The organism is Variovorax sp. 10N412 (assembly GCF_056394985.1).
Genome location: NZ_JBFTIO010000008.1, coordinates 118,615 through 138,828, shown reverse-complemented (window position 1 = coordinate 138,828; position 20,214 = coordinate 118,615). Strand labels below are relative to the sequence as shown.

Annotated in this window: 15 protein-coding genes; 3 read left to right on the top strand and 12 right to left on the bottom strand. The window is 68.6% G+C overall.

The window, feature by feature from the left end; translation table 11 throughout:
* From AC1DJH_RS20045 to AC1DJH_RS20035, 3 genes are read right to left on the bottom strand one after another with little or no spacing between them, the layout of a single operon-like run.
* Positions 1-1,698 (bottom strand): two-component system sensor histidine kinase NtrB, encoded by a 1,698-nt coding sequence (locus AC1DJH_RS20045; RefSeq protein WP_478186898.1) that lies wholly within the window; start codon positions 1,696-1,698, stop codon positions 1-3.
* Positions 1,695-1,955, bottom strand: a complete 261-nt coding sequence (locus AC1DJH_RS20040; protein ID WP_435486200.1) for a PP0621 family protein — start codon at positions 1,953-1,955, stop codon at positions 1,695-1,697. The genes AC1DJH_RS20045 and AC1DJH_RS20040 overlap by 4 nt, the downstream gene beginning before the upstream one ends.
* Positions 1,952-2,764 carry a cytochrome C assembly family protein gene (locus AC1DJH_RS20035; RefSeq protein WP_472120274.1) on the bottom strand — a complete coding sequence of 271 codons (813 nt, stop codon included), beginning with the start codon at positions 2,762-2,764 and terminating at the stop codon, positions 1,952-1,954. The genes AC1DJH_RS20040 and AC1DJH_RS20035 overlap by 4 nt, the downstream gene beginning before the upstream one ends.
* A gap of 194 nt (positions 2,765-2,958) precedes the next feature.
* On the opposite strand from AC1DJH_RS20035, the gene ffh reads away from it, so the two are divergent.
* Positions 2,959-4,347, top strand: a complete 1,389-nt coding sequence (gene ffh, locus AC1DJH_RS20030) for a signal recognition particle protein (RefSeq protein ID WP_478186897.1) — start codon at positions 2,959-2,961, stop codon at positions 4,345-4,347.
* Between the two features lie 89 nt (positions 4,348-4,436).
* Here the strand turns inward: ffh and AC1DJH_RS20025 are convergent, their stop codons facing one another.
* The 8 genes from AC1DJH_RS20025 to AC1DJH_RS19990 all read right to left on the bottom strand — a co-directional run bounded on the left by AC1DJH_RS20025 (position 4,437) and on the right by AC1DJH_RS19990 (position 14,656).
* The gene (locus AC1DJH_RS20025) at positions 4,437-5,576 is read right to left on the bottom strand and encodes an AAA family ATPase (RefSeq protein ID WP_478186896.1); all 1,140 of its coding nucleotides are present in this window, start codon (positions 5,574-5,576) and stop codon (positions 4,437-4,439) included.
* Positions 5,573-6,475 carry an RNA ligase family protein gene (locus tag AC1DJH_RS20020; RefSeq protein WP_472120278.1) on the bottom strand — a complete coding sequence of 301 codons (903 nt, stop codon included), beginning with the start codon at positions 6,473-6,475 and terminating at the stop codon, positions 5,573-5,575. The genes AC1DJH_RS20025 and AC1DJH_RS20020 overlap by 4 nt, the downstream gene beginning before the upstream one ends.
* A gap of 324 nt (positions 6,476-6,799) precedes the next feature.
* Positions 6,800-8,815 carry a glucans biosynthesis glucosyltransferase MdoH gene (mdoH, locus tag AC1DJH_RS20015; RefSeq protein WP_472120279.1) on the bottom strand — a complete coding sequence of 672 codons (2,016 nt, stop codon included), beginning with the start codon at positions 8,813-8,815 and terminating at the stop codon, positions 6,800-6,802.
* A gap of 402 nt (positions 8,816-9,217) precedes the next feature.
* The gene (locus AC1DJH_RS20010; RefSeq protein ID WP_435441292.1) at positions 9,218-10,606 is read right to left on the bottom strand and encodes a sigma 54-interacting transcriptional regulator; all 1,389 of its coding nucleotides are present in this window, start codon (positions 10,604-10,606) and stop codon (positions 9,218-9,220) included.
* Entirely contained in the window at positions 10,603-11,223 is a 621-nt protein-coding gene (locus tag AC1DJH_RS20005; protein ID WP_472120280.1) for a hypothetical protein, read from the bottom strand. Before AC1DJH_RS20005 ends, AC1DJH_RS20010 begins: the two co-directional genes overlap by 4 nt.
* Positions 11,224-11,331: 108 nt before the next feature.
* Positions 11,332-12,759, bottom strand: coding sequence for a sensor histidine kinase (locus AC1DJH_RS20000; RefSeq protein ID WP_435441294.1), 1,428 nt, complete (start codon positions 12,757-12,759; stop codon positions 11,332-11,334).
* Positions 12,759-14,126: a tRNA (N6-isopentenyl adenosine(37)-C2)-methylthiotransferase MiaB gene (gene miaB / locus AC1DJH_RS19995; RefSeq protein WP_478186895.1), complete on the bottom strand. Its 1,368-nt coding sequence runs from the start codon at positions 14,124-14,126 to the stop codon at positions 12,759-12,761. The genes AC1DJH_RS20000 and miaB overlap by 1 nt, the downstream gene beginning before the upstream one ends.
* Positions 14,127-14,197: 71 nt before the next feature.
* The gene (locus tag AC1DJH_RS19990) at positions 14,198-14,656 is read right to left on the bottom strand and encodes a hypothetical protein (RefSeq protein ID WP_478186894.1); all 459 of its coding nucleotides are present in this window, start codon (positions 14,654-14,656) and stop codon (positions 14,198-14,200) included.
* 186 nt (positions 14,657-14,842) lie between these two features.
* On the opposite strand from AC1DJH_RS19990, the gene AC1DJH_RS19985 reads away from it, so the two are divergent.
* Together AC1DJH_RS19985 and AC1DJH_RS19980 are read left to right on the top strand one after the other, a co-directional pair.
* Positions 14,843-16,093, top strand: a complete 1,251-nt coding sequence (locus tag AC1DJH_RS19985) for an efflux RND transporter periplasmic adaptor subunit (RefSeq protein ID WP_478186893.1) — start codon at positions 14,843-14,845, stop codon at positions 16,091-16,093.
* 55 nt (positions 16,094-16,148) lie between these two features.
* A complete protein-coding gene (locus tag AC1DJH_RS19980) occupies positions 16,149-19,325 on the top strand; it encodes an efflux RND transporter permease subunit (RefSeq protein WP_478186892.1) in 3,177 nt (1,058 codons plus the stop codon).
* A gap of 4 nt (positions 19,326-19,329) precedes the next feature.
* On the opposite strand, the gene AC1DJH_RS19975 is transcribed toward AC1DJH_RS19980, so the two are convergent.
* Entirely contained in the window at positions 19,330-20,004 is a 675-nt protein-coding gene (locus AC1DJH_RS19975; protein ID WP_478186891.1) for a CAP domain-containing protein, read from the bottom strand.
* Positions 20,005-20,214: the final 210 nt, after the last annotated feature.

Here is a 20,214-nt window from a genome sequence, read left to right as displayed (position 1 = left end):
CTATTGTGTCAGCCGGTTTTCGCTCGCGGCGAAGCTGACGAAGAATTCGTTGCCCTCGGGCCCGCCCGGCACCAGTGCGCGCCGCTCGTAGCCGATGGTGGCGCCGTGCCGGCGGCACAGCTCGCGGCACAGGAACAAACCGAGCCCGCTCGAGCGGCTCTCGGAAGAAAAGAAGGGCTCGAACAGGTGCCGCTGCACCGCGGGCTCCAGCGGCGCGCCGTCGCTCCACACCATCAGGCTGGGGCGTGCGGTGGTGCCGCGCTGCAGGCTGGTCAGCACCTGGATCGAGCCTTCGCGCTTGCCGGCATAGCGTGCCGCGTTGTCCAGCAGGTTGACGATCAGGCGGCGCAGGTGCTCGGCGTCGAAGCGCACGTCGCTGCTTGGCGCATCGAGCGAAACCTGCACGCCCTGGCGCTGCGTCTGGCGCACCCATTCCTCGGCCAGCACCTGCACCGCGGGGTCGAGCACCACCTGCTCGCCGAGCGACAGCACGCGCTGCTGGCGGGCGCGCGACACGTCGAGCACGTCGTCCACGATGCGTGCCAGGCGCTGCGCGTTGTGCTGCACCATGCTCGTGAGCTTGCGGTGCGCGAGGTCGGTCAGGTCTTCGTTGAGCAGTGCGCTGGCCTGCGTGATGGCGGCCAGCGGGTTGCGGATTTCATGCGCCACCGCGGCCGACATGCGGCCCATGGCCGCGAGTTTCTCGGTGCGGATGCGCGCCTCGAGTTCGCGCAGGTCCTGCAGGAACATCACGCACAGGCTGTCGGCGCGCTGCTCGCTGGTGGGCGTGAGCCGTGTGCGCACGCGCACCTCGCGCGCCGCGCCGCGCGCCTGCGCCACCGGAATTTCCTCGGTCTGCGGCGCCCGACGCGCGAAGGTCTGGCGCGCCAGCGCAGCCAGCGCGTGCCAGGCGGGTTGCGCATGCAGCGGGAACGGCAGCGTCAGCTTCGCCAGCCCCTGGCCCAGGATGGCATCGGCGGCCGGGTTGGCCGCGTGCACCAGGCCTTCGGCGTCGATCACCAGCACGCCTTCGCTCAGCGTCTCGATGACCAGGACGTTGACCTGCGCCTGCATCTGCGCACTGCTGCGGTTGCGCTGGGCCACCGTTTCTTCGCGCGCCAGCCGGCGGGCCAGTTCGTGCGCGAGCAGCGCCACCACGAACAGGCCGGTGCCGGTGAGCGCGGCCTGCACGAAGCGGCCCGAGGAGTCGACCGGTTGCTGCAGCCAGTGCCAGCCCGCGTCGGCCAGCAGCAGCAAGGTGACGCCGGCCGTGGTGCCCAGGCTCACGATCATGGTGCCGAGCACCGCGCTCATGAGCACCGGCAGCGCGAACAGCGGCGTGTAGTTGACGTTGCCGCCCTGCAGCACCTGCAAGGCGGTGAAGGCGCCCAGGTCGATGCCGATGGTCAGCAGCCAGAGCGCGGTGAAGCCGCGGATCGGCGGCTGGAAGCGCGTGTAGCGCATGCCCAGCCAGCTGGCGACCACGTACAGCGCGGAGATGGCCATGGCCGCCGGCTGCATCGGCTGTCCGAGCACGAAGGCCACGCCCTGCAGCACCACCAGCACCAACGCGACGAAACAGCGCGCGCCCATGAAGCCGCGCCACAGGCGGGTCAGCGCGCTGCTTTCGCCGGGGCCGAGGTCGAGCAGGTCCCAGTCGGTGACGGGGTCGCCGCGCGACGGCAGGGGCGCGTTCATCGCACCGCGGCGGCTTCGCGGTGCGCGGTACTGCAATAGACCGTGCCGCCCGGGCCGCCGATGGCGTCGGTCGCCGGCAGGTGCAGCCCGCAGTGGGCGCAGCGCACCATGGCCTGCGGCGCCGCGACCTGCGTGGGCGCGCGTTGCTGTGCCTTGGCCGCGCGCTCGCGCATCGCGTCGCGCATTTCTTCGCGCCGGTTCTTGCGCCAGAGCCAGATCGCGATCCACAGGACGGCGAGAACGAGGAGGTATTTCATACGGGAGGACGCGCCAGCACCACTTCGAGCACGAAGCGCGAGCCCACATAGGCCAGCAGCAGCAGGGCCGAGCCGGCGTACAGCACGCGGCGCGCGGTGCGGCCGCGCCAGCCGAAGCGGGCCCGGCCGATCAGCAGGATCGCGAAGGTGATCCAGGCGAGCACCGAGAAGGTGGTCTTGTGGTCCCACTTCCACGCGCGGCCGGCCGCGCCGTAGAGCTGCTCGCTGAACAGCAGGCCGGCAAGCAGCGTGGCCGACAGCAGCACGAAGCCGGCGGTGACGAAGCGGAAGGTGAGGCGCTCGAGCGTGAGCAACGGCACGCCGCCCTGCGGCTCGGCGGTGGCCAGGCGGATCTGCTTTTCGGCGCGGGTGATCAGCCAGGCGTGCACGACGGCCGCGCCGAACAGGCCGTACGAGGCAATGCCCAGCGCCAGGTGCAGCGGCAGCCACGGCGAGGCCATGACGTGCAGCGGCGTGCCGGGAAACAGGATGGCCAGCAGCACGGCCGCCGCGCCCAGCCAGGCGAGCGCGCGGCGCACCTTCAGCTGGGGATACATGCGGCTTTCAATGGCATACACGGTGAGCACCAGCCACGCGGTGACCGACAGGGCGGGCGCGAAACCGAAGCGCGGCTCGCTGCCGATGAGGCCGTGAGCCAGCACGGCGGCGTGCAACAACCATGCAATGCCCAAGGCCCACTGTGTCGATTGGCGACTCAGTTTTGCGCCTGCAGCGGCGGCAAAACCATAGGCAACCGCGGTGGCGATGCCCAGCGCCACGCCGAGTGGGGAGGGGATCGCTAAAATCATCGGTCGGAGTGTAATGGCTCGCCCCCAGGCTTCGCGCACTTCGTGTCGCTATGCCAACCCCCTGCGGGGGGCAACACCTGCGGCCCGGCAAAGCCGGTTCCGCGGTGTTTCGCGAAAAAGGCAGTGCCTGCTGTTGGCTCCAGGTTCCACGACTTCCATCGGTTCGCTCCAGCGGACAACAAGGTATTTCCTCCATGGCCACCGCCCTCACAGAAAAGTTCTCCCGCCTCGTCAAGACGATGAGCGGCCAGGCCCGCATCACCGAAAGCAACGTGCAGGACATGCTGCGCGAAGTGCGCATGGCGCTGCTGGAAGCCGACGTGGCGCTGCCCGTGGTGCGCGACTTCGTCGCCCGCGTGAAGGAAAAGTCGCTCGGCCAGGAAGTGCTGGGCTCGCTCAAGCCGGGCCAGGCGCTGGTGGGCATCGTCAACCGCGAACTCGCCGCCACCATGGGCGAGGGCATCTCGGACATCAACCTCGCGGCCCAGCCGCCCGCGGTGATCCTCATGGCCGGCCTGCAAGGCGCCGGCAAGACCACCACCACCGCCAAGCTCGCCAAGCACCTGATCGAGAAGCGCAAGAAGAAGGTGCTCACGGTGTCGGGCGACGTGTACCGCCCGGCGGCCATCGAGCAGCTCAAGACCGTCACGAAGCAGGCCGGCGCCGAGTGGTTCCCGAGCACGCCCGACCAGAAGCCGCTGGACATCGCGCGCGCCGCGCTCGACCATGCCAAGCGCCACTACTTCGACGTGCTGCTGGTCGACACGGCCGGCCGACTGGCCATCGACGAAGTGCTGATGACCGAGATCAAGCAGCTGCACGCGGCGCTCGACCCGGTCGAAACCCTGTTCGTGGTCGACGCCATGCAGGGCCAGGACGCGATCAACACGGCCAAGGCCTTCAAAGAAGCGCTGCCACTCACCGGCATCATCCTGACCAAGACCGACGGCGACTCGCGCGGCGGTGCGGCGCTGTCGGTGCGCCAGGTCACGGGCGTGCCCATCAAGTTCGCCGGCACCAGCGAGAAGATCGACGGCCTGGAGGTGTTCGACGCCGAGCGCCATGCGGGCCGCATCCTGGGCATGGGCGACATCGTCGCGCTGGTCGAGCAGGTCACCGCCGGCGTCGACGTGGTGGCGGCGCAGAAGCTCGCGGCCAAGGTCAAGAGCGGCGCGGGCTTCGACCTGAACGACTTCCTCGGCCAGTTGCAGCAGATGAAGCAGATGGGCGGCCTCTCGAGCCTCATGGACAAGCTGCCCGCGCAGATGGCCGCCAAGGCGACCGAGGTCGACATGAACCGCGCCGAGCGCGACATCCGCCGCAAGGAAGGGATCATCCAGAGCATGACGCCGCTGGAGCGCCGCAAGCCCGAGCTGCTCAAGGCCACACGCAAGCGCCGCATCGCGGCCGGCGCGGGCGTGCAGGTTCAGGAAGTGAACCGCCTGCTCAACGAGTTCGAGCAGATGCAGGGAATGATGAAGAAGATGAAGGGGGGCGGCCTCATGAAGATGATGAAGAAGATGGGCGGCATGAAGGGCATGGGCGGCATGGGCGGCCCCGGCGGCCCCAAGCTGCCGTTCTAGGCGAACGCTGCGTCACTGCATATATATAAGAGGGCCCGCCGGTTCGCACCGGCGGGCCCTCCTGCCTTCAGGTCTGCACCAGGTCTGGACTAGGTCTGGACTTCGTAGACCGTCTCGTGCGCCTCGACGGGCGCCGGCAGCTCCCATCGGTGCAGCATCCGCTCGATGCCCGCGTTCGACAGCGTGGTGTCGCGCTCGCGGTTGCGGCGCATCAGCTCGGCATGCGGCGCCTCCAGGTACACCAGCTCGGTCTGCGCGTGGTAGTTCCACAGCAGGTCGAGTGTCTTGGTGCGCATCTGCTGGCTCAGGTGCGTGGCGTTCCACACGAAGCGCTCCTGCCTGCGCAGCAGCGCCTTGGCCTGGTCGACCGCATGGTGTGCCGCCATGCCGTCGTTCTCGCCGTGCTTCAGCCCCAGCTCGGCGCGCGCATCGTCGAAGGACACCACCGGCCAGCCCTTGCGGTGCTGCGCCGCCCAATGGTTCTTGCCGCTCGCGGGCAGGCCGCACATCACCGTCACCTGCGAGCCCGCGGTCTGGAACAGCGGGTAGTCGGGGCTGGTGTCTGCGCCGCGAAAGTAGGCCAGGCGCGTGTGCGCGTCGGCCATTCGCCGCGGGCCTTCCCAGCAGCCTTCTTCCTGCGCGAGTTCCTCGAACAGCGCGATGTCGGCCATGCTGTCCGCGCGCTTCTCGAAGTGGCGCCCGCGCATGTCGCAGCGCGCCACGCAGCACAGGTCGGGCAGGCTCAGCTCCCACGAGAGCTTGTGCGCCAGCCACTCGGGCCGCACGCCCTTGCGCGAAGCGAAGGCGTGGAACGGCAGCTGGTGCACCGCGATGATCCGGCACACGGCTTCGCGCAGCGCGAACGGCACGCGCGCCTTCCACATCAGCACGCGCACGTCGACCGCACCGCGGCGCGAATGGCCGGGTTGGCCGATGCGGCCGCTGGCCTCGTCGATCACCGTGGTGTCGGGCTTGGCGATGTCGTGCAGCAGGCAGGCCATGAACAGCACGAAGCGGCCGTCGGCATCGGCGCGCGGGTAGTGCGCGTCCTGCATCAGCGCGTCGAGCACCATGCGCGTGTGGATGCCGACGTTGCCTTCGGCGTGGTAGTACGGGTCTTGCGGCGTCTCCTCGAGGCGCAGCAGGGCCGGCAGCAGGTCGCAGCATTGCGGCCAGTCGGTGCCCTTTCCGGGCGCGGGCACCAGCGCTTTCAGATCGGCGAAGTTCATCGCGACCTCCTTGAAGTTGTTGTTGTCAGCTCGGCCGGGTCTCGCAGCGTGCGCAGCCCCAGGTCTTGCCATGTCGTCGTCGGCGTCGGTGCGTAGAGGTCCACGCCCGGCGCCAGCTGGTTGGGCAGCACCGGCCGCCGGCTGTGGTGCGAGCCCGAGTCGAGGATGGTCTGGACAAAATCCGGCCGCACCCACTTGTAGCGGCCCGTCACCTGGCCGTCCGATTCGGTCTTGAGGTACAGGCCCTCGGCCAGGTCGGACGGGTCGGTCTGCTGGCGCACGAGGTCGAGCGGCTGGCCTTCGTGCGCCACGGCCTGTTCGAACGCCGCCTTCCAGTCGGCACTGCGCGCGAGCGACGGCTGCACGAGCGAGCGCAAGGCCTTCGCCTGTCGCGGCATCTCGCCGTCGTAGAGCACCGGCACGGAGAGCACCGGGCCGCCGTCGAGCAACGCATGCCGCGCCGGCGTCGACAGAAAGCACTGCGCCCGCCGGTCGTAGAGATCGAACTCCAGGAAGAACGCAGGCAGCCGGTCGTACCAGCAGCTGTGCTTGGCAAAGCACCACTCGCCGTACATCACGTAGCGGTCTTCGAGCCGCGCCAGCAGCGCGCCTTCATGGGCTGCGGCCCAATGCTTGAAGAGATTGAACTGCCGCTCGCCGGCGCCGCCCGCGAGGTAGTGTCCGCGCGACTGCAGCAGCAGTTCGCCCGCCGAGGTGAAGGACACGGCGGCATTGGCGCCGTCGAGCTTTTCCTCGATGACCACCTGCATGCCGTGCAGCGCGGCGAGCGGCGTCTGGCCGTCGTCGGTGTCGCCCGCCTGCAGGCGCGAGCCTTCCAGGTGCGCAGTACGCGGGTACTTGAGCAGCGGAATCGATGAGAGAGAAGAGAGAGTGAACACGTGGGTTCTCCAGATGCGAATCAGGAAAGACCGACAACGTGCGGGAGCGAAGCTGAGAGATCGGGAGCGACTTCTTCGGCCTGTGTCCCCCGTGTGGGGGCGGCCGTGTCTGGTCAGTGGGTACGCAGCTTGGCGCCCGACATGACCAGCAATGAAGCGGTGTTGTCGGCGTCAGAGAGTGATGACGGCGAATCGGGGCACTTGGCGCTCCAGGGGATCGAACGATCCGTGGGTTGAAAGAAAAAGAGTGGGCGATTCTAGCCACGCACCATGAAAAAAGCCGACCCTGAGGTCGGCTTTCTGGAGGGCTGTGTCTTCAGCGCATCAGGCGGTGGCCAGTGCGGCCGGGCGGGCCAGGCGCACGGCGTGCATCCAGGCGCGGCGCAGAACGGCCGGCGAGCGCGATTCCTCGGGAATCAGCAGGAAGCCACGGTCGCGCAGCGTGGTGCCCAGCGCGATCTGGCTGGTCAGCACGGTCAGCGGGATCGCCAGCAGCAGCGGCAGGCCCACGGGCATCAGCCAGATCAGCGCGCTCGGGTCGATCATGGCGACGCCGACGGCCAGCATGGCGATCACCAGGGTCATGGGCGCCAGTTGCGCGGCAGCGATCTTCCACGGCACGGCATTGGCTTCACGCGGGGGCGACTTCCAGTCGAGCTTGATGCCGGTGAGGGCGACGACCACGAACAGCGAGTGGGCCAGCATGCGGACCGGAGCTTGCACGATGGCCAGGCCGCTTTCGAGCACCGAGCTCTTCACCAGGCCCCACACACCGCCGTACTGGCGTTGCTCGCCGCGCATCAGCACGGCGGCGATGCCCAGCACGCGCGGCAGGAACAGCAGGCACAGGGTCCAGATCCAGAGGCCGGCGAGTTCGGCGGGCAACACGCTCCAGCTCGACACCAGGCTCGAGCCGCTCAGCCACAGGGCCGTGCCCAGCGTCAGGAACGCGAGCCACAGCGGCGCCGAGGCGTAGGCCATGGTGCCGGTCACGAACATGGCGCGGTGCACCGGGTGAATGCCGGGCTCGGCCATCAGGCGGGCGTTCTGCAGGTTGCCCTGGCACCAGCGGCGGTCGCGTTGCAGCTCGGCCAGCAGGTCGGGCGGTTGCTGCTCGTAGCTGCCGACCAGGTCGGACACCAGCCACACGTTGTAGCCGGCACGGCGCATCAGCGCGGCTTCGACGAAGTCGTGCGACATGATGCCGCCCGACATGCCGCCGGTGCCCTTGATCGGGGCCAGCGCGCAATGCTTCATGAAGGGTTCGACGCGGATGATGGCGTTGTGGCCCCAGTAGTGCGATTCGCCCAGTTGCCAGAACTGCATGCCCAGCGTGAACAGGCGGCCCGTCACGCGGGAAGCGAATTGTTGTGCTCGGGCATGCAGCGTGACGTGGCCGATGGCCTGCGTCGCGGTCTGGATGATGCCGGCGGTGGGGTTGGCTTCCATCAGCTTGACCATCGAGGTCAGGCAGTCGCCGCTCATCACCGAGTCGGCGTCGAGCACGACCATGTAGCGGTAGTCCTTGCCCCAGCGACGGCAGAAGTCGGCCACGTTGCCGGCCTTGCGGTGCGTGCGGCGGGTGCGCAGGCGGTAGTACACCTCGACTTGCGGCTGGTTCGGGCTTTCGGCGAGTGCGGCGCGAAGGTCTTCCCAGGCGGCGCGCTCGGCGGCGGCGGTTTCGGGCGTGTAGCTGTCGGACAGCACGAACACGTCGAACTGCCTGGCGTGGCCGGTGGCCGCGACCGATTCGCAGGTGGCGCGCAGGCCGGCGAACACAGTGGACACGTCCTCGTTGCAGATCGGCATGATGATCGCGGTGCGCGCTTCGGGGTTCATCGGGTGGTTGGCCACCTGCTTCACCGACAGCGCGTGCTTGTCGCCGCGCACCGAGACGTAGAAGCCCATGAGGGCCGTCACGAAACCGGTCACGACCCAGCCCGAGAGCAGGCCGTACAGGCCGATCTGGCCGTATTCGAGCCAGACGTTGTCGTAGTCGGGTTGCACGCTGGCGAACAGCGACGACGCGATCACGGTGCTCAGCAGGGTGAGCATCATGAAGGCGAAGCGGCGCTGCGCGGCGGCGCGCTGCCAGGGTTGCTTGACCTGCTGGACCGATTCGGCGCTGGCGGTTTCGCCCGAGCGGCCGGCGCCGAGCTTGACCAGGGCGGCGGTGCCCAGGCTGTTCCAGAAACCGCGCCAGGGGCGGGGCGTCATGGAACCGCGGTTGACCGGCGGTGCGGTTTCGGCGTTGGGATGGCGCTCTTCACGCACCGCACTGCGGTTCGAGAAGTCGGCATCGGCCAGAACATTCAGTTGCGAGAAGTCGTTTGGCTTCATGGGATTTACCAACGTTGCTTGTCGAGGGAAGGGGTGTCGCCAATGGCAGGAAAGCGCTTGATCACGCAATCCGGCTCGGCGCCGCCTGCGCTTGCGAGCGCGGCCAGCGAATGACCCGCGGCACGGGGCCGCGAGAGGGAAAACTGCTTTTGACGCAGGCCGTCGCGCTGCTGGCGCAGTGCGAAAGATGGGCTGGTAAGTGCTGTCATGCCAGTACAGGGGCAAACCCTGTGCCAGGCTGGAAAAACGCTTTCAGATCAATGACTTGCGTCGATCCGGAGTGGTTTTTCGGGGGTGGATGCCGCCGGAAGGCCTCCAAACCCCTCTTTTTGTCGCCGAATCCCGACAAGCCCGGGAGGCTGGCGGTGAATGGCTATATGAATCAACGACTTAGGTGCGTCGCTACTCGGCGACAGGGTCGCTGCCGTTAGCGACAGGGTCGGCCTTGAAGTGGCCCGGCGTGAGCTCGTGCTTCTGCAACAGGCGGTAGAACTCGGTGCGATTGCGGTCGGCCAGGCGGGCCGCGTCGGCCACGTTGCCGTCGGTCAGCTTGAGCAGGCCGACCAGGTAATCGCGCTCGAAACGCTGCTTGGCGTCGGCATAGGTCTGGACCTCGACGCTGGGCACGCGCAGTGCGCGTTGCACCAGCGCCAGCGGGATCAGCGGCGAACTCGACAGCGCGCACACCTGTTCCACCACGTTGAACAGCTGCCGCACGTTGCCCGGCCAGGCGGCCGTGGTCAGCGCCTTCAGCGCCTCGGGCGCAAAGCCCGACAGGCGCTTGCCGTACTTGGTCGACAGGCGCTGCAGGAAGTGGTTGGCCAGCAGGGGAATGTCTTCGCGCCGCGCCGACAGCGGCGGCAGCGTGAGCGTCACCACGTTCAGGCGGTAGTACAGGTCTTCGCGGAACTGGCCGGCCTCCATGGCCGCGTCCAGGTCGCGGTGGGTGGCCGAGACGATGCGCACGTCCACCTCGATCGACTGGCTCGCGCCCAGCGGGCGCACCGCGCGCTCCTGCAGCACGCGCAGCAGCTTGACCTGCAGGGCGGGCGGCATGTCCCCGATTTCGTCGAGCAGCAGCGTGCCGCCGTCGGCCTGCTGGAACAGGCCCTTGTGGTTGGCGTGGGCGTCGGTGAAGGCGCCCTTCATGTGGCCGAACAGCTCCGACTCGAGCAGCGCTTCCGGAATGGCGCCGCAGTTCACGGCGACGAAAGGCTTGTCGGCGCGCGCGCTGGCCTTGTGGATGGCGCGCGCCAGCAGTTCCTTGCCGGCGCCGGAGTCGCCGCGCAGCAGCACGGACGCGTCCGACTTGGCGACCATGCGCGCCTCGGCCAGCAGCTCGGCCATGCGGTTGCTGCGGCTCACGATCTCGGAGCGCCAGCTTTCGTCGCCGGCCTTGCTCGGGGTGGTGGCGGGTGCGCCGAGCGCCAGCGCCTGGGCGATCTTGTCGAGCAGCTCGCGGCCGTCGTAGGGCTTGGTCAGGTAGGTGAACACGCCGCGCGCGGTGGCTTCGACCGCGTCGGGAATGGTGCCGTGCGCGGTGAGCAGGATCACCGGCAGCGAGGGGTGGCGCTTGCGGATCTCGTCGAACAGCTGCAGGCCGTCGCGTCCGGGCAGCCGCACGTCGCTCAGCACGAGCTGCGGATGCTCGATCTCGAGCTGCGTGAGCGCGGTTTCGGCCGAGGTCACGGCCGTCACCTGGTAGCCCGCCGAACTCAGCCGCATCGACAGCAGGCGGAGCATGTCCGGGTCGTCGTCGACCACGAGAAGGCGGGCACCGGTGTTGCTCATGGGCTTTGTCTTGTTCCGTTGGGTGACGCGGACGGCGCCGTGGGCGCCGTGTTGGGCCGCGCAAAGCTGCGCTCGATGGCGCGCAGGGCTTCGATGCGGTCGTTCAGCTGGTCGATGCGGCGCTGGCTGTCGCGCAGCTGCTGCACCTGCTTGTCGCGGTCGTCTTCCACCCGGCGCTGTTCCACGTAGCGCGCGGCCAGCGCACGGGCGAGCGGCTGCAGCGGTTGCGCCTCGGGCGACGGGTTGGCGATGACGCGCTGCATCAGCCCCAGCGCGCGTGCCAGGTCGGCCGGCACGCGGGTCTGCGAGAGCAGCAGCGCCAGCTGCATCTGGTTGGTGGGCGAATCGCCGGGGTCGCCGATGCGCGAGATTTCCGCGCCCAGGTCGGCGCCGTTGAGCGAGCGCATCTTGTCGGCATACGACAGCATGGCGGCCACCGGCCCCTGCGTGATCAGCGTGAAGAGCGACGCGGGCTGCGTTGCCGGCGCACGGGGCTCGGCCTCGACCGGCATCACGCGCGGCATCACCGGCGGCGGCGGCGGTAGCGCGTCGGCCTCCGCGGGCGGCTTGGGCGGGCTGGCGCAGGCGGCCAGCAGCAGGACGAAAGGCACGGTCATCGCCCCGGCAAAGGAGGAACGGCGGACGAACGGGAAAAACATGGGTCGAAGAAGGGACGCGATGCGGTGAGGCGGTGTTGCGATAGGGGAGAGGGGGGAGCGGCGTAGTCAGGCCGTGCGCGGCAGTTCGATGCGAAAACGTGCACCGGGTCCGTCAGGCTGCAGGGTGATGCGGCCCCCGTGGGCTGCAATGTACTCCTGCACGATGGAAAGTCCGATGCCGGTGCCTTTCACCGTGTGCTCTGGCTGGCGTTCGCCGCGGAAGAAGGGTTCGAAGATCCGGTCGCGGTCGCCTTCGGCGATGCCCGGCCCCGCGTCGTTCACGTCAATGTAGACCGCTTCCGGCGTCCCCGACACCGCCAGGGTGATGACACCGCCGGTTACCGAAAAGCGGATCGCGTTGCTCAACAGGTTGGCGATGGCCGTGCCGAGCTTGGTGCGGTCCACCGTGAGGGCGATGGGCTGGCCCTCGGCGCGCACACGCAGGCCGTGCGACTGCCACTGGAGGCGCTGGGCTTCGATCTGCTCTTCGATCAGCGGCAGCAGCTCGGTGCGCTCGCGGCGCAGCTCGCGCGCCTCGAAGGCGGCGGCGTTGAAGCGCAGCAGCGCCTCGATCTGCCCCTGCAGCGAGATGGTGTTCTGCTGCAGGATGTGCGCGACTTCGAGCTGCGCCGCATTCAGCGGGCCGGTCACGCCGTCTTCCAGCAGCGACACGCCTTCGCGCAGCGCGGCCAGCGGTGTCTTCAGCTCGTGCGACACGTGGCGCAGGAAGCGCGCCTTGTCCGCGTCCAGCTCGGTCAGGCGAAGCCGCAGCCACTCGAGCTGCTGCGACACGCGCCGCACGTCGGCCGGGCCGCGGATGTCGATGGGCTCGTCGAGCCGGTTCTGCCCGAGGCCGACGATGGCGTGCTCCAGCCGCTTGAACGGCCGCGCCAGCCAGATGCCGAAAGCGAGCGCCAGCGACACGGCCAGCACGCTCGCGGCCACCACTTCGCGCATCAGCCGGCGCCGCGCGTTCTCGATGCGCTTGGCCAGCGCGTCGTTCTGCGTTTCGATCAGGAACTGCGCCTGCTGCGCCAGGTTGGTGTTGAGCGCGTCGAGCTCGCGGAACTGCATGGCCATGGTGCTTTCGCGGGCGAGGGCACTGTCGCCGCTGCCGCTCATCAGGCCTTCGATCACGCCGAGCTGGGTGCGCCACATCTCGATGCCGGTGGGCGCCAGGCCGTTGTTCTCCAGGCGTTCGAGCACCTGGTGGGCTTCTCGCGCGGCGTCGTCGAAGCGCCGGCGCAGCACCGCGTCGTTGAGCACCAGCGACTGGCGCCCGGCGCGCTCCATGGCGGCGCTGCGTTCGGCCAGCGACTGGGCCGCGCCCGACAGTCGCAGCGCGCGCGCCGCGGCGTCGCGGCTTTGCGTCATCAGCACGTCGTACTGGAGCACCGAGCGCAACGCCACGCCGACCAGCAGCGCGGTGATCAGCAGGAACGCAAACAGCAGCAGCTGCTGGAACGAGCCCCGGATGGAGGGTCGCTTGGCCATCAGTGGGCCAGCGCCGTGGCGGCGGCCATGGGCGTCTCGCCCGATTCACGCGTCGGCACTTCGCCGCGCAGCGTGTACGACAGCGAGCGGGTGATGCGCAGGTCGGTCATCTGGCCGACCAGGCGCGCGTCGCCTTCGAAGTTGACGACCCGGTTGCAGGCCGTGCGGCCCATGAGCTCGTTCGCGTCCTTGCGCGAGGCTCCTTCCACCAGCACGCGCTGCGTGCTGCCCACCAGCGCCTGGCCGAAGCGCTTGACGTTGGTGTCGATGGCCGCCTGCAGCGTGTGCAGGCGCGCGAGCTTCACCTCGTGCGGCGTGTCGTCGTGCAGCGCGGCGGCCGGCGTGCCGGGGCGCGGGCTGAAGATGAAGCTGAAGCTGTTGTCGAACTGGCAGTCGTCGATGAGCTTCATCATCTTCGCGAAATCTTCGTCGGTCTCGCCGGGGAAGCCGACGATGAAGTCGCTGGAGAGGGCCAGCTCGGGGCGGATGGCGCGCAGCTTGCGCACCGTGCTCTTGTATTCCATGGCGGTGTAGCCGCGCTTCATGGCCATCAGGATGCGGTCGCTGCCGTGCTGCACCGGCAGGTGCAGGTGGCTCACCAGCTGCGGCACCTTGGCGTAGGCCTCGATGAGCCGCGGCGTGAACTCGTTCGGATGGCTGGTGGTGTAGCGGATGCGCTCGATGCCGGGGATCTCGGCCACGTACTCGATGAGCAGCGCGAAGTCGGCGATCTCGGCGGTGTCGCCCATCTTGCCGCGGTAGGCGTTCACGTTCTGGCCCAGCAGCGTGATCTCGCGCACGCCCTGGTCGGCCAGGCCGGCAATTTCGACCAGCACGTCGTCCAGCGGGCGGTTCACTTCCTCGCCGCGGGTGTAGGGCACCACGCAGTAGCTGCAGTACTTGGAGCAGCCTTCCATGATCGACACGAAAGCCGTCGAGCCTTCGACGCGCGCGGGCGGCAGGTGGTCGAACTTCTCGATCTCGGGGAAGCTGATGTCCACCTGCGGGCGGTTCAGGCGCACGCTGTCGTTGAGCATCTCGGGCAGGCGGTGCAGCGTCTGCGGGCCGAACACGATGTCCACATACGGCGCGCGCGCGATGATGGCCTGGCCCTCCTGGCTGGCCACGCAGCCGCCCACGCCGATCTTCACGCCCTTGGCCTTCAGGTGCTTCACGCGGCCGAGGTCGGAGAACACCTTTTCCTGCGCCTTCTCGCGCACCGAGCAGGTGTTGAACAGGATGAGGTCGGCCTCGTCCACGTTCTGCGTCGGCTCGTAGCCCTGCGCGGCGTGCAGCACGTCGGCCATCTTGTCCGAGTCGTACTCGTTCATCTGGCAGCCGAAGGTCTTGATGAATACTTTTTTCATGGGGAGCTCTCTGTCTGCCCTCCGAGGGTGGAGGGCACTTTCAGGCGCTGGCGCACGGGTGCGCCGCGCAGTTATTGCGTGTTGACGGTGTCGTTCGAGGTGAACGGCCAGATGTTCAGGAACGGCTTGCTCATGGCCTCGCGCGGGGCCGAGGCTTCGTCGGGCGTGAGGATCCACACCTCTTTCAGCAGCCCGGCGGCGTCGCGCGTGTAGTTGACGAGGTAGAGCTGGCCGACCAGCGCGCCGGTCATCTGCAGCAGGTTCTGCTGGTTGCGGATGCGCGCGCCCGGCGAGAGCCGGGCCGGGTTGCCGTCGAGCTGCACATCCTTGCCGTCGACCACCATGAACTTGCCGCGCAGGGCGCCGATGGGGAAGGTGCGTCCGCCGACCAGCGATTCGTTCTGGGTCTGCGGGCGGGGCACGTCGTCCTGGGCGCTGGCCGGCAGCGAGAACAGGCCGGCCACAGCGGCGGCTGCGGCGCAAAGCGCGAGGAAGGGAAGGGGGTTCGTGGGTGTCTTGCAGCGGTTCATGGGGTTTATCCAGAGGCTGTGGAGCGGGGATTTTAGCGAGGGGGGTGCGTCGCTGGGGTCCGTCCACGGCAGGTGTGCGCAGGGCGTCGGCCCGATTTGCTTTACATTTCTTTACAGGAGTGGTGAACACTGCGCCTCGGCCACTGATTCAATAGCCGATGTCAGCTCAAAGTGCACAAAAACCCCATGAAAAAAAATGCTGCCGTTGCCCTCGTAGGCGTGTTGATCGTAGCTGCCGCGGGCGGCTGGTGGAGCATGTCCGGCGGCAAGACCGATGGAAAAAGCGCCAAGGCGCCGGTCCCGGCGGGCGGCGGCGCGGCCGCACTGGTGACGCTGGCCACGGCACAGAAGCTGGACGTGCCGGTCACCGTGCAGGTCAACGGCAGCGTGGTCTCCCTCAACAGTGTCGACCTGCGCCCGCAGGTGACGAACACGGTGAGCGCGGTGCACGTGAAGGAGGGCCAGTTCGTCAAGTCGGGCCAGTTGCTCTTCACGCTGGACGACCGCAATGACCAGGCGAACCTGGCGCGCGCACGGGCGCAGCAGCAAAAGGACGAGGCCACCATGGCCGACCTGGAGCGCCAGTACAAGCGCAGCCAGGACCTGGTGGCGCAGAACTTCATCGCCAAGAGCGCGGCCGACGCCACGCTCTCGCAGCTGGAGGCGCAGCGCGCCGCGGTGGCGGCCGACCGCGCCGCCGTGCAGAGCGCGCAGGTGGCGCTGGGCTATGCCACGCTGCGCGCGCCGATTGCCGGGCGCATCGGCGCCGTCAACATCTACCCGGGCACGCTGGTGCAGCCGACGCTGTCGCTGGTCACCATCACGCAGCTCGACCCGATTGCCGTGAGCTTCCCGGTGCCCGAAGGCAACCTGCAGGACCTGCTGGCCGCCGCGCGCACCCGCTCGAAGGTCGAGGCGCTTGTCAGTGGACGCAAGGCGCCGCTGAGCGGCACGCTCGACTTTGTCGACAACACCGTCGATCCGCAGATCGGCACGGTGCGCGCCAAGGCCGTGTTCGCCAATGCCGACCAGGGGCTGTGGCCGGGGCAGTTCGTCGGCACGCGCATCACGGTGCGCACGCTGGAGGGCGCCACGGTGGTGCCGGCCGCGGCGCTGATGATGCTGGCCGACGGCACCTCGCTCTACGTGGTGGACGCTGCCAGGACCGCCACGCGGCGCAAGGTGAAGACGCTGCACACCTTCGGCACCCAGGTCGCGGTGAGCGGCGTGGAGCCGGGCGAGCAGGTGGTGATCGAGGGCAACCAGAACGTGCGCCCGGGCGGCAAGGTGCGCGTGGATGCCAAGGCGCCGGCGGCTGCGCCGGATGCGCCGGCCGCACCGGCCACGCCGACGAACGGCACCAGCGGTGTCACGCCCGGCAGCGCAGCGTCTTCCGACGGCGCGGACGCCAAGCCGCCGAAGCAGGAACGCGCATGAGCCGCCGGGCCGCTCCCAAGGCGAATGCCGCAGCGCGCAGCGCGGAGGTTTCGCCATGAACATTTCCGAACTCTGCATCCGCCGTCCCGCGATGACGGTGCTGCTGTCGGCCGCCGTGGTGGTGATCGGCATCTTTGCGTACTTCAGCATCCCGGTCGCGGCGCTGCCCAGCTACAACACGCCGGTCATCAACGTCAACGCGCAGCTCCCCGGCGCCAGCCCGGACACCATGGCGAGCTCGGTCGCGCTGCCGCTCGAAAAGCAGTTCTCCACCATCCCCGGCCTGCAGACCATCAGCTCGGTGAACACGCAGGGCGTGACCTCGCTCACGCTCGAATTCGTGAGCAGCCGCGACATCGACGCCGCCGCCGTCGACGTGCAGGCCGCGCTCTTGCGCGCGCAGCGCCAGCTGCCGCAGGAGCTCACGCAACTGCCCTCGTACCGCAAGGTCAACCCGGCCGACGCGCCGGTGCTGTTCATCGCGCTGATCTCGCCGTCGATGAACCCGGCCGAGCTCAACGACTACGCCGAGAACCTGATCTCGCCCACGCTCTCGACCATCGACGGCGTGGCGCAGGTGGGCGTGTACGGCCGCAAGGCCTTCGCGGTGCGCATCAAGGCCAACGCCGACCTGCTCAACGCGCGCAACATCACGCTCGACGAGCTGGCCAAGGCGGTGAACTCGGCCAACGCCAACACGCCGGTCGGCGTGCTCGACGGCCCGCGCCAGACGCTCACCATCCAGGCCAACCGCCAGCTCGTGAAGGCGGCCGATTTCGCCAAGCTCATCGTCGGCCAGCGCAACGGCGCACCGGTGCGGCTCGATGAAGTGGCCACCATCGAGGACAGCTTCGAGTCGGTCAAGACCGCCAGCAGCTTCAACGGGCAGGACTCCATTTCGCTGGCCGTGCAGCGCCAGCCCAATGCCAACACCGTGCAGGTGGTGGACGCGGTGCGCGCGCTCATTCCGCGCTTCAAGGCGGAGCTGCCGCAGTCGGTCGAGATCCAGATGGTGAACGACCGCTCGCTGTCCATCCGCGAGGCGGTGCACGACGTGCAGCTCACGCTGCTGGGCACCATCGCGCTGGTGGTGCTGGTGATCTTTCTCTTCCTGCACCGGCTGGTGGCCACGCTGATTCCGGCGGCCACCATTCCGATCTCGCTGATCGGCGCGGTGGCGCTGCTCTACGCCTTCGGCTACAGCCTGGACAACGTGTCGCTGCTGGGCATCACGCTGGCCGTGGGCCTGGTGGTGGACGACGCCATCGTGGTGCTCGAGAACATCATGCGCTACGTCGAGAAGGGCATGGAGCCCTACGCGGCGGCGCTGCGCGGGGCGCGCGAGGTGGGCTTCACCATCGTGTCGATCTCCATCTCGCTGGTGGCGGTGTTCATCCCGATCTTCTTCATGCCGGGCGTGATCGGCCTGCTGTTCCACGAGTTCGCGGTGGTGGTGGCGCTGGCGGTGCTGGTGTCGGCCGTGGTCTCGCTCACGCTGGTGCCGATGCTGGCGAGCCGGCTGCTCAAGCACGTGCCACGGCGCGAGGGCGCGATGGACCATGAAGAGCAGCACCCCGAACCCGGCACTGCCATCGGCCGCGCCTTCGAGCGCGGCTACCGCGCGGTGCACGGCGGCTACATGCGCTCGCTCGACTGGACGCTGGGGCACCGCAAGGTGATGCTGGCGATCGCGGGCCTGACCTTCGTGGTCACCGGCTGGCTGTTCGCCACCATTCCCAAGGGCTTCTTCCCCGAGGAAGACATCGGCCAGATCCAGATCACCACCGAGGCGGCCGAAGACATCTCGTTCGCGGCCATGAAGGCGCTGCAGGCGCGCGTGTCCGACGCGCTGCAGGCTGACCCTAGCGTGGACTACGTGAGCTCCTTCGTCGGCGTGGGCGGCCCGACCGCCACGCAGAACTCCGGGCGCCTGTTTGCGGTGCTCAAGCCGCGCAGCGAGCGCCCGCAGATGGCCAAGGTGCTCGAGTCGCTGCGCCAGCGCTTTCGCGAGATTCCGGGCGTTGCCGTCTACATGCAGCCGGTGCAGAACCTGCGCCTGGGCGGGCGCCAGAGCAAGGCGCGCTTCCAGTACACGCTGCAGAGCGTGAACGCGGGCGAGATGGTGCCGTGGGCCACCAAGCTGATGGAGCGCATGCGCGCCGATCCCGCGTTCCGCGACGTGACCAGCGACTCGCAGAACCGCGGCCTGCAGGCCACGCTCGACATCGACCGCGACAAGGCCGGCGTGCTCGGCGTGGCGGTGGGCGACCTGCGCACGGCCCTGTACAACGCGTACGGCGACCGCCAGATCGGCAGCATCTACGCGGCCAGCAACACCTACCAGGTGATCCTGTCGGCCGCCGACAGCGACCGCCAGTTCGAGGACGACGTGTCGCGCCTGTCGGTGCGCAGCACCACCGGCCGGCTGGTGCCGCTGTCGGCCTTCTCCACCATCAACCGCACCGTGGGGCCGACGTCGGTCAACCACCAGGGCCAGCTGCAGGCTGTGACGGTGTCGTTCAACCTCGGGCCCGACGTGCCGCTGGGCAACGCGACCGCGAAGATCGACCAGTTCAAGGACGAGCTGAAGATGCCGCAGTCGATCATCACCACCTACGGCGGCGATGCCGCGGTGTTCCAGAGCTCGCAGTCGAGCCAGGCGGTGCTGCTGGTGCTGGCGGTGCTGGTCATCTACGTGCTGCTGGGCGTGCTGTACGAGAGCTACATCCATCCGCTGACCATTCTGGCCGGGCTGCCTTCGGCGGCGGTGGGCGCGCTGCTGTCGCTGAAGCTCTTCGGCTTCGACCTGACGCTGATCGCGACCATCGGCATCCTGCTGCTGATCGGAATCGTGAAGAAGAACGCGATCATGCTGATCGACTTCGCCCTCGATGCGCAGCGCACCGAGGGCATGAAGCCGGTGGACGCCATTCGCGAGGCCTGCCGGCTGCGCTTCCGGCCGATCCTGATGACCACGCTGGCCGCGCTGATGGGCGCGCTGCCGCTGGCCCTGGGGCTGGGCGCGGGCGCCGAGCTTCGGCAGCCGCTCGGCGTGGCGGTGGTGGGCGGGCTGATCTTCTCGCAGGTGATCACGCTGTACATCACGCCGGCGATCTACCTGGCGCTGGACCGCTACAGCGGCACGGGGCCGATGGTCGATCTGCCCGGGGAAGCGGATGCGAAGGCCGCCGGTGCCGGTACCGTGGGGCACGCGGCGGCCTCGCACACCTAGGGCGTCAGGGCGCGGGGTAGGGCGGGTGGCCGGTGACATTGCCGGACGGGCTGTAGTTGCACACGAGCACGGTGCCGGGGCCGATGTCCTTGCCATTGTCGGTGATGTTCCCGCAGGTCTTCGCCGCGCAGCCGACCTCGGTGGTGGTGCTCCAGATGACCTGCGTGTAGTGGCCGCAGGCCTTGTTCTTTGCGCAGGTGCCGCCGGTCGCGCCGTAGGTGTAGTCGGCCTTCTCGCCCATCCACGCCTTGACCGCGTTGCCGGGGCTCGCGGTCGAGGCCGAGGTCATGTACAGGTTCTGGCCCTGTCCCTTCGGCATCGAATGGTCGAACTTGCATTGGTCAGCCCATGCCTGGGTGTCCGTCTGCAGATTGGCCGACCATTTCAGGCTGGCGAGGCCCTTGCCTTCCCCGGCGCGCGCCGCGTTGTGGGCATCGAGCGCTTCTTGCTGGAAGGCGTCCAGCGCGGGGGTGGATGCCTGTGGTTCCGCGGGCGCGGCGGGTGCCGTGGGCGCTGCGGGGGCCGAGGAGGCCTGCTGTGCAGGCACTGCCGCGGCGGGCGCGGGCGCTGAAAAGGCGGGCGAATCCGAATTGCCACCCCCGCAGGCCGCAAGCAGCAAGCCGGCGGCGAGGCACAGCAGGCCTTTCGCCAATGATTTGTTCACGGAATTTGTTTGCATGAGACTCCCATCGTTAATAACTATTGACTGGCTGGCCTCGATGAATTTCGGGGCCGCGCGATTATTGGGAGTCGCAGGCGAAGTCAATGGCTGGGAGCCGCTGCAGCAGGTGGCGTGGGCGTGAAGAACTTCACGGCAGCTGGCGATTTGGGACGGCGCGTTCGGGCGCCCTATGCACTGGACACGCTGCTGGCGCACCCCGTCGGCGTG